The sequence below is a fragment of the Humitalea rosea genome, from assembly GCF_003253705.1.
Lineage (GTDB): Bacteria > Pseudomonadota > Alphaproteobacteria > Acetobacterales > Acetobacteraceae > Humitalea > Humitalea rosea.
Genome location: NZ_QKYU01000007.1, coordinates 18,225 through 31,992, shown reverse-complemented (window position 1 = coordinate 31,992; position 13,768 = coordinate 18,225). Strand labels below are relative to the sequence as shown.

Annotated in this window: 9 protein-coding genes; all 9 read right to left on the bottom strand. The window is 70.5% G+C overall.

The window, feature by feature from the left end:
* The 9 genes from C8P66_RS07335 to C8P66_RS07295 all read right to left on the bottom strand — a co-directional run bounded on the left by C8P66_RS07335 (position 1) and on the right by C8P66_RS07295 (position 13,768).
* Positions 1-1,044: a chemotaxis protein CheB gene (locus tag C8P66_RS07335; RefSeq protein ID WP_111397594.1), complete on the bottom strand. Its 1,044-nt coding sequence runs from the start codon at positions 1,042-1,044 to the stop codon at positions 1-3.
* Positions 1,020-1,841, bottom strand: a complete 822-nt coding sequence (locus C8P66_RS07330) for a CheR family methyltransferase (protein WP_111397593.1) — start codon at positions 1,839-1,841, stop codon at positions 1,020-1,022. The genes C8P66_RS07335 and C8P66_RS07330 overlap by 25 nt, the downstream gene beginning before the upstream one ends.
* A gap of 5 nt (positions 1,842-1,846) precedes the next feature.
* The gene (locus C8P66_RS07325) at positions 1,847-3,880 is read right to left on the bottom strand and encodes a methyl-accepting chemotaxis protein (RefSeq protein WP_158537140.1); all 2,034 of its coding nucleotides are present in this window, start codon (positions 3,878-3,880) and stop codon (positions 1,847-1,849) included.
* 46 nt (positions 3,881-3,926) lie between these two features.
* The gene (locus C8P66_RS07320) at positions 3,927-4,463 is read right to left on the bottom strand and encodes a cyclic nucleotide-binding domain-containing protein (RefSeq protein WP_111397591.1); all 537 of its coding nucleotides are present in this window, start codon (positions 4,461-4,463) and stop codon (positions 3,927-3,929) included.
* 11 nt (positions 4,464-4,474) lie between these two features.
* Complete coding sequence (locus tag C8P66_RS07315; protein ID WP_111397590.1) at positions 4,475-7,291, bottom strand: ATP-binding cassette domain-containing protein; 2,817 nt, start codon at positions 7,289-7,291, stop codon at positions 4,475-4,477.
* The gene (locus C8P66_RS07310; protein ID WP_111397589.1) at positions 7,291-9,456 is read right to left on the bottom strand and encodes a cysteine peptidase family C39 domain-containing protein; all 2,166 of its coding nucleotides are present in this window, start codon (positions 9,454-9,456) and stop codon (positions 7,291-7,293) included. Before C8P66_RS07310 ends, C8P66_RS07315 begins: the two co-directional genes overlap by 1 nt.
* Entirely contained in the window at positions 9,453-10,766 is a 1,314-nt protein-coding gene (locus C8P66_RS07305) for an NHLP bacteriocin system secretion protein (RefSeq protein WP_111397588.1), read from the bottom strand. The genes C8P66_RS07310 and C8P66_RS07305 overlap by 4 nt, the downstream gene beginning before the upstream one ends.
* A 173-nt stretch (positions 10,767-10,939) precedes the next feature.
* Positions 10,940-12,205, bottom strand: a complete 1,266-nt coding sequence (locus C8P66_RS07300) for a serine-rich family protein (protein WP_111397587.1) — start codon at positions 12,203-12,205, stop codon at positions 10,940-10,942.
* A 294-nt stretch (positions 12,206-12,499) separates the two neighbouring features.
* Positions 12,500-13,768 (bottom strand): hypothetical protein, encoded by a 1,269-nt coding sequence (locus C8P66_RS07295; protein ID WP_111397586.1) that lies wholly within the window; start codon positions 13,766-13,768, stop codon positions 12,500-12,502.

Here is a 13,768-nt window from a genome sequence, read left to right as displayed (position 1 = left end):
CTACCGCAGCGCCGGCAGCGCGAACCAGTCGTTCAGCCGCGCGGCGATGCCGCTGGGCGAGGCGACTTCCCGCACCGCGCCGGCGGCGATGCTGGCGGCGGGCATGCCGGCGACGGCGCAACTCGCCGGGGTCTGCGCCAGCACGGGGCGGCCCCGCGCCGCCAGCGCCAGGGCGCCGGCGCGGCCGTCGCTGCCCATGCCGGTGAGGATGACCCCCACCACCGCGCAGTCCAGTGCCGCGCCGCTGCCCAACAGCACATCGCCATTCGGGTGGAACACGGAGTTCGCCGCCGCTGCCTCCCGCAGCCACAGCCCATCGCCGCGCATCACCACCTGATGGTCCATCCCGCCCTGGAGCAGGACCACCCCCGCCGCCGGCAGTCGCCCGGCGGTGCCCAGGGTCACGGCATGGCCCGTCGCCCCGGCCAGATGCCGGACCAGACCGGCGCAATGCTCGGCGGGAATATGCAGCGCGATCACGAGCGGACAGGGGGGCGGCCGCAGCGCCGCCAGCATCTCCTGCAACGCCTCCGGCCCGCCGGTCGAGGCCGCGACGAGGATGAGCGCCGGGCGCAGCACCCGCCCGCCCCGCGGCGCGGAGGGCGCCACGGCGGGCGGCGCGGGGTCAGCCTTCGGCGTGGTGGCGCTGGCCAGCAAGGGCCGCAGCGCCTCGGCCAGACCCGCCGTCAGCACCGCGAGATCCTGCGCGCCGCCCTTGCCGCCCATCGGCACGCGGATCACCGAGGCGGGAATATTCAGCCCCGGTGCCGCCACCATTTCCCCCTGCCCGATCAGCACGATCCGGCCGGGATGCTTCTGGCAGAGCGCGGTGAAGCCGGAGGGGTCGGCGAGGCAGGCCTCGACATCGGCGACCAGGGCACCGATCGGGGGAAAGGCCAGCGCCTGCGCCGGGGTCGCGGCCTCGGCCACCACCTCGGCGCCGATGCTCCGCCGCAGCAATTGCCGCAGCACCAGCCGCAGGAATTCGGTCTCGACCAGCAAAGCGACATGCAGCGCCATCAGCCGCCCCCGGCGCGCGGCCAATGCAGGATCTGCGGGTTGGAGCGGGTCATCGGCACGAAGACATCGGTATGCCGCAACCGCTCCGCCGGGCCCAGCAGCAGGATGGTGCCGGGGCGCGCGGCGGCGACCAGGGTCGCCTCGGCCTGGCGGCAGCCGGATTCGCCGAAATAGAGCAACGTGTTGCGGCAGGAGATCACATCCGCGGCGAAGCCGGGCGGATGCGGCCGCATCAGATTATGGACCGCGAATTCCACCGTGCCACGGATGCCCGGCGCGACCGAGAAGGCATCGCCTTCGCCCGCCACGGGCTCGAAGTGGCGCCATGCGGCCGGCGGCATTTCGCGGAAACTCCCCAGACCCAGGCTGCGACGATAGCGCGCGGCCCGCGCCACGGCGATGGACTCCGGGCTGAGGTCGGTCGCCAGGACCCGGGCGGCGCAGCCCGCGTCGCGCAGCAGGAAGGCGAGGGTATAGGCCTCCTCCCCCGTCGCGCAGCCGGCGCACCAGATCTGCAGCGGTGCCGCGCCATGGGTGCGGGTGATCTCCGGCAGGATCTCCCGCGCGAAGACGGCAAGCTGATCGGGATGGCGGTAGAAATAGGTCTCGTGGACCAGCAGGGATTCCACCAGCGAGGTCCAGCCCGGCGTCTCGGCATCGGCATGGGTCAGGCGGTCGGCCAGCATCGCCTGCTCGATGGCCGGCGCGGTGCCGAGGAAGGCGAGCAGCCGCGCCCGCTGGATCTCGCGGCCCAGACCGCAGCGCTGCTCGACCAGCGCGGTCAGCCGCGCCAGAGCCTCACTCAGATGATCGGCGGGCAAGAAGTTCAGGACGTCTTGAAGGTTTCGAGCCTCTGGCGCTGCTCATCCGCCAGCAGCGAGAGCTGGATCATCGTCGCCGTGATCTCCTCCGCCGCCACGGCATTGCCCGAGGCGATGCCGCGCAGATCGACCACATTGGCCTCGATCTGCGTCACCGTCGCCTGCTGTTCCTCCATCGCCACGGCGATGGAGCGGATCATCTGGCTGGTCTGGGAGACATCGCCGGCGATGGAATCCATCGTCTCCTTCACCGCCAGCGAGGCGGTGCGGCCGAGTGCCGCATCCGCCGTCGCCTGTTCGACGATGTCGGTGATCTGCTGCGCGTTCTGCGCGGCACTTTCGGCCAGCTTGCCGACCTCCTGCGCCACCACGACGAAGCCCTTGCCGTGCTCGCCGGCGCGCGCCGCCTCGATCGCGGCATTCAGCGACAGGATGTGGGTGCGGTTGGCGATGCCGGCGATCACCTGGGTGATCTGGCTGATCTTGCGGCTGTTCTGGGCGATGGTCTCGACGGTGCGGGCGAGCTGTTCGGCCGAGACCTGTCCGCGCTCGACCATATGCGCGGCCATCACACCCTTCTCGCTCGCCGCATTGGCGCTGGTCGAGACCATGCGGATCGCCTTGGCCGATTCCGCCAGGGCCTGGGTCACCTGGCCGATGGCGGTGTTCTGCGACCGCGCGCCGCCCGAGACCTGGCCGATCGCGACATTGGCCTCGGCGACGGCGGAGGCGACCTGGCGCGTGCTCTGGCCGATGTCGCGCAGCGTGTCGCTGCTGCCCTGCAACAGCGCGTTGATGGCGACGCCGATATCGCGCAGAAAACCCGATTTGTTGGCCAGATCCACCCGTACCGTCAGGTCGTGCCGCGCGGCGGCGGTGATGGTCTCGCCGATTTCCAGCGTGACCGCCTCGGCGCTCATCATCGCCACGATCTTGTCGGCGTTGCGGCGGAACACATCCAGGGCGCGCGCCATGTCGCCGATCTCATCGCCACGGTCGCTGCCATTGACGGTGATGCTCGCATCGCCGGCGGAAAGCCGCACCATCGCACGCGTCATCGCGCGCAGCGGCGGGATGATCCCGCGCACCACGAAGATGCAGAGCAGGATGCCGAGCAGGCTGCTGGCGGCAGCGACGATCAGCATCCAGCGCTGGATCGCATCGGAGGCATCGGCCGCCTGTGCCGCCACCTGGTCGGCAAAGGCCTGCTGGCGTTCGATGAGCGTCAGCAGCAGCGCGTCGAGGCGGTTGGCCATCTCGTTGAAGCCGGTCTCCACCCCCTGCCGCAGCCTCTCATGCGCCGTCGCGAGCCGTGCCGCGCGTTCGAGGAACGCCGGCGCCGTCGCCTGCAGCCGTGGCGCGTCACCGGGCGGCAGCGCCGCCAGCGCCGCGGTCGCCGCCGGCGCAGCGCGCATGTATCCCTGATGCACCGCCACGCTGATCGTGGAGCCCATCAGGGAGGCCTGGGACTGCACGATCGCCAGCGCCGCGCGCAGCCGCGCCGCCGCATCGGAATCGCCCGGCTGCGGTGTCGCGATATCGGTATCGGCCTCACTGAAGGCGGCCTGCGCCTGGGTGAGCCCGTTGCGCAGCGCGATCACCTCATCGCTCGCGCGGACGAATTTGCGGAATTCGGCCCCGATCTCATCGACCAGGACCTTGCGCTCCTGGTTGCCGATGCGGCTGGCGACCTGGGCGATCTGCTCACCCGCGATCTGGTTGTGCTCGGGGATGAAGCGCGCCTCGACGGGGCTGCCGTCGGACACGAAATTCGCCATGTGGCGGCGGACGCGGGTGAATTCCCAGCCGAAGCGCAGGGTGCCCTCGGTCGCCTGGGAGACGCGGATGTAATCGAGCAAGGCATTGCCCTGGCGCTCCAGCCCGACATAGCCGATGGCGGCGATCACCGCGACGATCAGGATCAGCCCCGCCGAGAGGCCGTAGATGCGCGTGCCGAGCTTCAGCGAGCGAGACAGGCGAGCGGGCGCGAGATCGGTCGTGCCGGGGGGCAGCGAGGAGACGGATGCTGCGGTCGACATGGCGATCGTGAACTCCAGCGGCGCAATCTGTGGCGGTCGGGCGGGATCAGGCCTGCTTGGACAGGCGGCGGATGATGGCCTCGAAGCGGATACCAGCAAGGTGGACATTGTCGAGCACCGACTCGTCAAGCTCCTCCTCATCGTCAAGGTCGGCGCCCTTGGCCGGCGTGCCGAAGCCGAGCTGGGCATTGGTGTTGCGCACGCGATCCGACAGGAACACCGCCAATGCGCGATAGAAGCGGGCGGCGAAGCCCATGTTGCGGGCAAGCTCGGCGTCCAGCGCGGTGCGGTCAATCGCCAGCAGCACGCTGGGCTCGACCACCGTCACCGTCGCGGAGGGCGGCCGGCGGTCGATCATCGACATTTCGCCCAGGACCTCGCCGGCGCCGATCCTGGCGACTTCCCGCCCACCGGCGATGGTCACGCTGGCCGCACCCTGCAGCAGGATGAACAGGCTGGTGACCGGCTTGCCCATGTGGATCAGCGTCTCACCCGCGGCGGCCTCATGCCGCCGGCCGAGGTTGGCCATGAGATCGACGTCGCCATCGGTAAGCTGGCCGAGGATGTAGAGAACCTTGCGCATGGGAATCCTCGTTAGAGCGCCTGGCGACGCATGAATTCGGCGAAGCGCCCGCCGGCGGCGACCAGTTGATCGGCGCTGCCGGCTTCGGCGATCTGGCCTTGGTCGAGAAAATAGATCGTATCGGCATGCAGCAGCGTGCTGAGCCGGTGCGCGACGATGATGCGGGTGATGCCGAGCCGGTCGAGGCTGCGCGTCACCGCCGCCTGGGTCACATTGTCCAGCGCGCTGGTGGCCTCATCCAGCACCAGCAGCTTGGGCTTTCCCGCCAGGGCGCGGGCGATCAGCATGCGCTGCACCTGGCCGCCGGAGAAGGTCGAGGTGCCTTCGTTCAGCATGGTGTGCATGCCCATGGGCAGGGCGCGGATGTCGTCGGCCACCGCCGCCTGCTCCGCGGCCGTCCAGGCTTCCTCCATCGTGCCGCGATGCAGCCCGACGATATTGTCGAAGATGGTGCCCGACAGCAGGCGGCCGTTCTGCCGCACCACGCCGATCTGGCGCCGCAGCAGCCGGCGGTCGAGCTTGGCCAGATCCTGCCGGTCGTAGAGCACCATGCCGCCGGACGGGTTATCGAGCCCGAGCACGATGTTCAGCAGGGTGGATTTGCCGCAGCCGCTCGGCCCGACGAAGGCGACGGACTGCCCCGCCTCGATCCGCAGCGTGACGCCGTTCAACACCCGCTGCTCCGGGCTGTAGGAGAAGGTGACGTTGCTGATCTCGACGAGGCCCGAGATCACCCCCGGCGCCTTGCGCATCGGCGGGTTTTCCGGCGCCGTCGCCAGCACCTTCTGCGCGCGCTTGATCGCGGGGAGCTGCGCCGCGGTCTGCACCACGGCCCGCGCCAGCGCCTCGCTCGCCATCAGGAAGCCCTGGTAGGTGACGACGAAGGCGATGTAGGCGCCGGTCGAAAGCGTCTCCCCGCCCAGATTGCCGAGCACCGCGAAGATCAGCGCGAGCGCCACCAGATCGTAGCTGGTCACGCAGGCATCGAAGGTCACATAGGCGCTGCGCGAGACCAGGCCGCGGCTGCGGGTGCGGGCGGCATCATTGGCCCACATCGCCCAGGCCCGGCGCTCGGCGCCGAAGCAGCGCAGGGTCGCGACATTCTGCACCACCTGCAGCGTGAAGGAGGTGACGTCGCTCTCCATCGCCTCGCCGCGCATCAGGCCGCGATGCTGGCGGATGCCGGTGATGACCGAGAGCACGATCAGCGCCACGAACAGCCCGAAGGCGATCGCCGCCGCGAGCGGGCTGTAGAAGGCGAGAACCACAAGCCCGGACAGGCCGAACACGCCCGAAAGCCCGGTGCCCAGCGCGGTTTGCAACAGCGAGCGCCGGACCTGATCGACCGAGAGCACCTGGCGCGCCAGATCGACCGAGGTCGTGCTGCGCAGCAAGGTCGCCGGCATCCGCAGCATCCGGTCCATCACCCCGGTCTGGATGGCGGCGGAGATGCGGGTGTCGAGCCTCGCCCGCGCCACATCGGTGGTGACCCGCAGAAAGGTGGTGCACAGGGTCAGCACCAGCAGCGCCACGCCGAAGCCGGCCAGCGGCGCCAGCAAGCGGTCGGGGATGAAGACGTCCACGACCTGCTGCGTCGCCAGCGGCAGCGCCAGCCCCAGCAGCGAGGTGGCAAGCGTCGCCAAGGCGAGCGTCAGGAAATCCAGCCGCGCCGCCGCGAAGCAGAGGCCGATCAACTCGCGCGCCCGCACCGCGCGGTTCGGCATCGGCGCCGCGACGATCGTCGCCTCCCGGTCGAAGCCTTCCGCCAGACGCGCGCTCAGCCGGACAATCGGCTCGCCGAGCACATGCACGCGGTAGCGGCCGCGCCAGTCGGGCAGCAGGGCCGCGAGCCGCCCATCCGCGCTGCGCCGGGCGATCAGGGGCCCGAGGTCGCGCCGCGACCAGTCGCCGTTCAGCGTCACCTCCCGGATCAGCAGGCCGCGCAGCTCCGCGGCCTCCCGCAGGGTGGCGCCCTTGTCGGTCTTGGGCGGTGGCCCCTCCCCCAGCGGGACGATCAACTGGAGCACATGGGCGACCTCATCGCCCGATGTGGAGACGGGACCGGCCCCAGGTTGCAGCACCGCGGCGAAGCGGCCGCGCGCCGCATCCAGCCGCTCCCCCGTGGTGGTGCGCAGCGCCTCCAGCCGCAGCAGGCGGCGCGCGGCGGCTTCCTCCTGCCAGGCGATCAGGCTGGCCGCGATCGCATCGGCCAGCCCGCCGAACAGCCCGGCCGGATCGTGCCGCGCCAGGCAGGCGGCGGTATCCAGCGCCTCGGGCGCGCAGGGGGCCTCGAAGACCAGCCAGCTTGCCGGCGTCAATGGCAGCAGCAGCGGCGCGGGCTGCGGCGCCGCGCCCATGAAGCGCGCCCCGGCGGCATCGGGCGATGCCAGCCAGACCACGCCGCGCACCGCCGCGACCGCTTCCCCGGCGGCAAGCCGCGGCGCGTCGCCGGGCAGCAGCGGGGTGATCGCCGGGCGCACCGGGGCATGTTTCGTGAGGCCGTCGGACAGCTGATGGATCCACTGCTCCATGGCACCGATGCCGATGGCATCGGTCGGGTCGATGCCCTCCATCTCCACCGCGCGAAGCCGCGCGCCCTCGGGCGACATCGCGATCATCCGACCCGGCGTGCGGTCGCTGGCGAAGATCCAGGTGCCGACCGCGCATTCGCCGAGGAAGCGGCGCATCCCGCCGCACACGGCGTAGACCTCCATCCGCCCCGCCTCGACCTTCCAGGCCCGGGGCCCGGCATCGAGCGACAGGACATGCCCCGGCGGCAGCATCACCTGCGAGGGGCCGGGCGGCGGAAGCTGGGTGCCATCCATCATCAGTGCTCGACCAGACCGCGATACAGCCCGCCGAGGGCCACCAATTCGGTATGCGTGCCGGCCTCGACGATGCGGCCGTGCTCCATCACCAGGATGCGGTCGCAGTCGCGGATGGTGCTGAGCCGGTGCGCGACGATGATGCAGGTGCAGCCGAGGCGGCGGATGTCATCCATGATCTGCTGCTCGACCACGGCATCGAGCGCGCTGGTCGCCTCATCCAGCACCAGCACCGCGGGTTCGATCGCAAGGGCGCGGGCGATCGCCAGGCGCTGGCGCTCGCCACCGCTGAAGTTGCTGCCGCCGGGGGTGAGCCGCGCCGTATAGCCGCCGGCGCGGCGGGTGATGAAGTCATGCGCGCCGCCGAGCCGGGCGCTCTGGAAGACGCGCTCCTCCGGGATGGTGTCGTCCCACAGGGTCAGGTTGTCGCGGATGGTTCCGCTGAACAGGCCGACGTTCTGATCGACATAGGCGATGGTGCTGCGCAGTTCCTCCTGCGGCCAGGAGGCGAGCGGCACGCCGCCGAGCAGGATGCGCCCGCCCGTCGGGCTCGCCAGCCCGACCAGCATCCGCCCGAAGGTGGATTTGCCGGAGCCGGAGGCCCCGACCAGCGCGATCCGCTGCCCCGATTTGATCTCCAGCGACAGCCCGGAGATGAAGGGCGGATCGGTCGGGCCGAAGCGGAAGTCCAGCGCCTCGATCGACAGATCCCGCCCGGGGGGCGCGGGCATCGGTGGGGGCGGCTCCACATCCGGCTGGCTATCGACATACCGCGTGACGTCATCCAGCCGCTCGCCGATGCCGCGTAGCTGCTGCAACTGCCCGCCGACGGAAACCAGCCCGAGCACCGGCCCGAAGAAGCCGGAGACCAGCATCTGGAAGGCGACCAGCGAGCCGATCGAGAGCGCGCCATCGATCACCCGCATGCCGCCCACGATCAGCACCGCCACCGTGCCGATCGCCGTGATCAGCGAGGAGGTTTCGGCCAGCGCGTTGCTGCGCAGGGTGGAGCGATGCTCGGCCTCCAGCACCTGCGCCTGGTATCCGCTCCACCGGCTGAGGAACATGCCCTCGGTGCCCGAGACGCGGAAATCCTCGATCATCGCCAGACCCTGGATGGTGGCGCCTTGCAGCGCCGCATCCTGGGAGATCATCCGCCGCCCGGCATCGGCCAGCCCGCGCACCGAGGCGGTGAGCATGCCAAGCGCCAGCAGCGCGCTCAGCGTGGCGACACCGCCCAGCACCGGATCGAGGAAATACAGCGCCGCGCCATAGCCGAGGATCGAGATCATGCTGATCGTCGAAGGGGCGAGGCCGCTGAACACCGTGCCGCCGAAGCGATCCACGAGGTTGAAGCGGTTGGCGATGTCGCCGGGAAACCGCTGCGCGAAGAAGCCGAGCGGCAGGTTGAGCACCTGCCACATCAGCCGTGCCGAGGTCTGTGCCGCCAGGGCGACCTGCCCACGGGCCAGGGTGCGCTGTTGCAGGTAGTAGATGCCGCCGCGCACGACGGCCATGCCGATCATCGCGGCCACCAGCACCGGCAGCCAGGACGCGCTGTGGCGGACCAGCACGCGGTCGATGAACAGGCCGATGAAGCCGGCGCTGACGATGCCGGGCACCAGCAGCACGAAGCCCGCGAGGGCCGCGGCCCCCAGCACGCCCGTGAAGCCGCCAAGCCGGGCGCGCACGATGCTGGCGATGCTGGTGCGGCGCCCGGCGGGCACGAAATCCGGTCCCTTCTGGAAGGCCAGGACCACGCCGGTGAAGCCGGAGCTGAATTCGTCGCGGGTGATCTTGCGGGGACCGCTGGTGGGGTCGTTGATCCAGACGTGGCCGCCATCGGGCGTCAGCGCATAGCCTTCGATGACGACGAAATGGTTGAAGTTCCAGAACACGATCTGCGGCAGCGGCAGCGCGGGCAGCGCGTCGACCTCCTTGCGCAGCCCCTTGGACACGAGGCCGAGGCCGCGCGCCGCCTTGACGATATTGGTCGCCTTGGTGCCGTCGCGGTTCACGCCGCACAGCTCGCGCAGCCGCTCCAGCGGCATCCACAGGTTGAAATAGGCCAGCACCATCGCGAGGCAGGCGGCGCCGCATTCCACCGCCTCCTGCTGCAACACCGTGGGCACCCGGACGCGGCGGCCGCGTCGCGGCAGCGCGCTCATCGCCCGGGCGGCTCCGAGAAGAACATGCGCAGCGCGGGGATCAGCAGTTGCAACAGCGGCTCGCGCCGCGTCACCACCTCGGCATGGGCGAGCGTGCCCGTGGTGATCGCGGTATCCGGCCCCTGCGAGGAGGACCAGCGATACCCGCTCGGCGTCGCCGGATCGGTCAGCAGCTCGGCCCGCAGTTCGAAGGGGGCGCCGGCGGCGGAAAGGGTCTGGGCGAGCTGCCGGTTCTTCAGCGACCGCTGCATCCCCTCCGGCGTCGCCTGCACCTCGGCGACCGAGGTGACGCGCCCGACGATGAAGCCGTATTCCTCGCGCCGCACGGTGGAGGGCACGATCTGCACCTCCATCCCCTGCTGCACCCGCTTGCCGTCGGCGGCGGAGATGTAGAGCGTCGCGACCACCGGGACGAAGGCGCCGCGGCCGCCGCCGGTGTCGGCAGCCCCGCCCGGCAGCAAGGTCATCAGCGCGACGCCGCGTTCCACCGTCTCGCCGGCATTGACCTTCAGCTCGGCGACGACGCCGGCGAAGGGGGAGACGACCACCTGGGACCGCTCAAGCCGCGCCTGCAACTCGGCGACATGGCGCTCGGCGGTGGCGTGGCGCAGCGACAGGGTCAGGCGCTCGCGCTCCTGCTCGGTCTGGGCATTGGTCTCCTCGACCGCGCTCTGGCGCCGGGCGTAGCGGGTGCGGGCCAATTCCTCGATCGCCGAGGAGACATCGCCGCGCGCCTGCATCACGGCGGCCTTCAGCGCCAACCCGCGTGCCTCCAAGCCTTCCAGGTCGCGCAGGCGGGTACGGAGGAGCGCCAGGCGCTGCTCGGTCAGCCCGGTCGACTCGTCCAGGTTCTGGCGCTGCTCGATGCGCGAGGCAGCGGTGGCGCGGCTGACATTGGCCTGGAATTGCAGGGTGCGGTCCAGATGGTCCTGGGCGTCGCGCAATTCGGCCTGCGCCGTCGCCAGTTCCTGCATCAGGTCGGGCTGCCCGATGCGGGCGACGACCTGGCCTTCCTCGATGCGCTGACCCAGCCGCACCAGCAGGCTCTGGACCTGGCCGGTCGAGAGGGTGGTCACCTCCCGCACGCCCTCCGGGCTCAGCAGGATGCCCTCGCCGGCCACCTTGACCGGGACGCGGATGGTGATGCTGCCGACGACGGCGACGCCGACCAGCAGGAACGCCGTCGCCAGCAGCAGCCAGGCGGTCGGGCGCACCACCGCGGCGGCGAGGTCCAGCCGCTCGGGCGAGGCAAGCTTCTCCAGCGCCGCCGCGCGGAACAGCGGGGTCTCGGTCGTTCCCGGGGCACTCATACGGCGGTCATGGTCGGATTCACCTAAGCGACGCGGAACAGCACAGCGATGGCCCCGCGCGACGGCGAGAGGCAGAAAAATCCCCTTGGCGACCAAAGGACAGCGCGCGCTGTCCTTTGGTCGGGGCGCCGGGCCGCGTCATCCGGCGAAGCCGCGGCCCGGCTGCCCACGGATCAGATGTGGAAGGCCTTCTTCATCGAGTTGCCGACACTGCTCGCGGTGGAGGCAGCCTGGTTGCCGATATTCGAGGCCGTGGAGGCGACCGTATTGACGGCATCCCTGCCGGCGTCTGCCACCGTGTTCGCTGTATTCTGCACCCCGTGAAGAAGGCTGTTGCCGGCGCCCATGAGGGTGTTGCCGGCGCCCGCGAGGCCGTGGCCAATGCTGTCGATGGTGTTCGCCCCGTGGCTGATGCCGCCCCCGAAGCCGTGGCCGAGGCTGTTTCCGATCCCGCTTCCCAGATTGGCCGCCTCATTGGCCGTGTCCGTCGCGATCGGCGTGGCCGCGTGGAGCGCCGCCTCGCCGCCGCTTACGATCGGCGCGGTGTCGATGTTCACCTGCCCGGTGAGTGTGACACCACCGATGGCGATCTCGACGTCGCCGGTCCCGGCGAGGGTGATCACGCTGCCATCCATTGTCGCGCCCACGCCGGCACCGGCACCGACCGAGCCGGGCGAGGCGACGCCCGCGCTGCCGCTGACGCCGGTGTCGCCATAGCTCGCACCCGCGCCGACCTGGGCGGTCAGGTCGGAGCCGGCGAAGACGCTGCCGCCGAGCATGATGCCATGGTCGTTCGCCTGCATGGCGCCGCCGGCGGTCACACCCGACTCCGCGCCAACCGTGTTGTTGGTGTTTACCGAGGCATCACCATAGGAGATCGTGGTGGTGGTGGTGCTGGTGACCGAGGAGTAGTCGCCGACACCGCCCGTCGCCGAGACGCCATGCACGCCGACGGAGACCGAGCCGCCGGCGCCCTCGGTCAATGTGGCGGTCGTGGTGTTGCTGACGCCCACCGTCACACCATGGCCGGCATCGACGCTCACGCCCACCGTCGCGGTGGCGGTGTTGACCTCGCCCGCCCCGCCGGTCGCGGTGTACTGGCCGTGGTCGGTGGACACCGAACCCGAGGCGCCGACCGTGGTGGAGGTGCCCACGCTCACGGTGGTGGTGACCGGGTTGGAGTCATGGCTGGTGCTGGTGGCGGTCACCGTCGTCTCGGTGGCGGCCGGCCCCTGCATGGCGCCATGCGTGGGCGTTGCCGTTTCCACCGGCGGGGTGGGAACATCGATGCTGACAGGATCGCCGTGCATAAGCCCCGCGCCGGCACTCGCCCGGCCGTTGTGCATGACGACGCCCATGCCGCCGACGACCTTGCCCAGGTCCTCGTCGCTGAGATCCGCTTCGTTCTCAAGCGATACGCTGATGCTCTTCGATGCCACGCTGGTTTCTCCAATTGGGCACATCCCAGCCCTGTGCGGCCGCCAATTTGGCGGCCGATCCAGCTGATGCACGCCGCTCATCACTTTCCCGAGAATGTTGAAAATTGTCTCTTAGCGTAAGCAAGAATTACGTAGAAGGATTCAGTTCTCCTGCAATCCTTCGGTGCCCGCACCGCCACCAGGCATCATGGCGATGCAGGCGGCGGAGGTTCCGGGATAGGCGAGATGCAATGCGCGATGGCCGGGTGAGCCCGGTGGAACGCGAACGCGGCCGCGTTCCACCAGCCCCCCCGATCAGATATGGAAAGCCTTCTTGATCGAGTTCCCAGTGCTCTTGGCGCCGGAAGACATCGCATTGCCCACATCGGACGCCGTGGAGGAGACCGTGTTCACGGCATCCTTCCCAGCGTCCGCCACCTTGTCCGTGGCATCCTGCGCCGTGTGCAGAATGGTGCTGCCGCCGTGGCTGATGCCGCCCCCGAAGCCGTGGCCGATGCTGTGGCCGAGCCCGCTGCCCAGGTGGCCCACTTCATTGGCCGCATCCGTCGCGACCGGCGTGACGGCATGGATCGCCGTTTCGCCGCCCTGGGCGATCGGCGCGGTGTCGATGTTCACCTGCCCGCCGAGGGTGACGCCGCCGATTTCAAGCTCGACATCCCCAGTCCCGGCGAGGGTGATCACGCTGCCATCCATTGTCGCGCCCACCCCGGCGCCCGCCCCGACCGATCCGGGCGAGGCGACGCCCGCGGTGCCGCTGGCGCCGGAGTCGCCGTAGGAGGCCCCGGCGCCGACCTCGACCGTGAGGTCGGAGCCGGAGAAGACGCTGCCGCCGATCATGACGCCATGATCATTGGCCTGCATCGTGCCGCTGGCCGAGGAGCCGGATTCCGCACCGACCGTGACCTCGCCCGAGACCGAGGCATCCCCATGGGAGACCGTGGCGGTGGTGGTGTTGGTGACGGTGGCGATGTCGCCGACGCTGGCGGTCACCATGACGCCATGCTCGCCGACCGAGACGGTCCCGCTCGCGCCCTCGGTGAAGGTCGCGGTGGTGGTGTTGGTGACGCCCACCGTCACGCCATGGCCGGCATCGACGCTGGCGCCGACCGTCGCGGTGGCGGTGAAGGTCTCGCCGGCCTGGCCGGTCACCGTGGTCTGGCCGTGGTCGGTGGAAACCGAACCCGAGGCACCGACGCTGCTGGAGGCGCCGGCGCTTGCGGTGACGCTGACGGGGTTCGCATCATGGTGGCCGCTGGGGGGTGCCACCGGCGCCTCGGCGGGGCCCGATGCCTGGATGGCACCATGATGGATCCCGGCGCCCCCCTCGCCCACCACGGGGTGGCTCGCCTCGATGGGGGCCGATGGCGGGATGGCCCCCGTGGCGTGGGCGGGCTCCGGCGCCGCGGCATGCTCGGCGGCCGGCGGCGTGAAGTCGATGGTGACGGGCGTGTGCATGACCCCGCCATGGCGCGGGGCAGCATGTCCGACGATCCCGATGCCGCCGACAACCTGGGCCAAAGCCTCGTCGCCGAGATCCGTCTCATTCGCCAGCGAGAGAGTCAT

Bases quoted from the DNA above. Each gene is read 5' to 3' on its own strand.
- C8P66_RS07325 (WP_158537140.1), bottom strand. From the start codon at position 3,880: ATGTCGACCGCAGCATCCGTCTCCTCGCTGCCCCCCGGCACGACCGAT.
- C8P66_RS07320 (WP_111397591.1), bottom strand. From the start codon at position 4,463: ATGCGCAAGGTTCTCTACATCCTCGGCCAGCTTACCGATGGCGACGTC.
- C8P66_RS07315 (WP_111397590.1), bottom strand. From the start codon at position 7,291: ATGATGGATGGCACCCAGCTTCCGCCGCCCGGCCCCTCGCAGGTGATG.
- C8P66_RS07310 (WP_111397589.1), bottom strand. From the start codon at position 9,456: ATGAGCGCGCTGCCGCGACGCGGCCGCCGCGTCCGGGTGCCCACGGTG.
- C8P66_RS07305 (WP_111397588.1), bottom strand. From the start codon at position 10,766: ATGAGTGCCCCGGGAACGACCGAGACCCCGCTGTTCCGCGCGGCGGCG.
- C8P66_RS07295 (WP_111397586.1), bottom strand. From the start codon at position 13,768: ATGACTCTCTCGCTGGCGAATGAGACGGATCTCGGCGACGAGGCTTTG.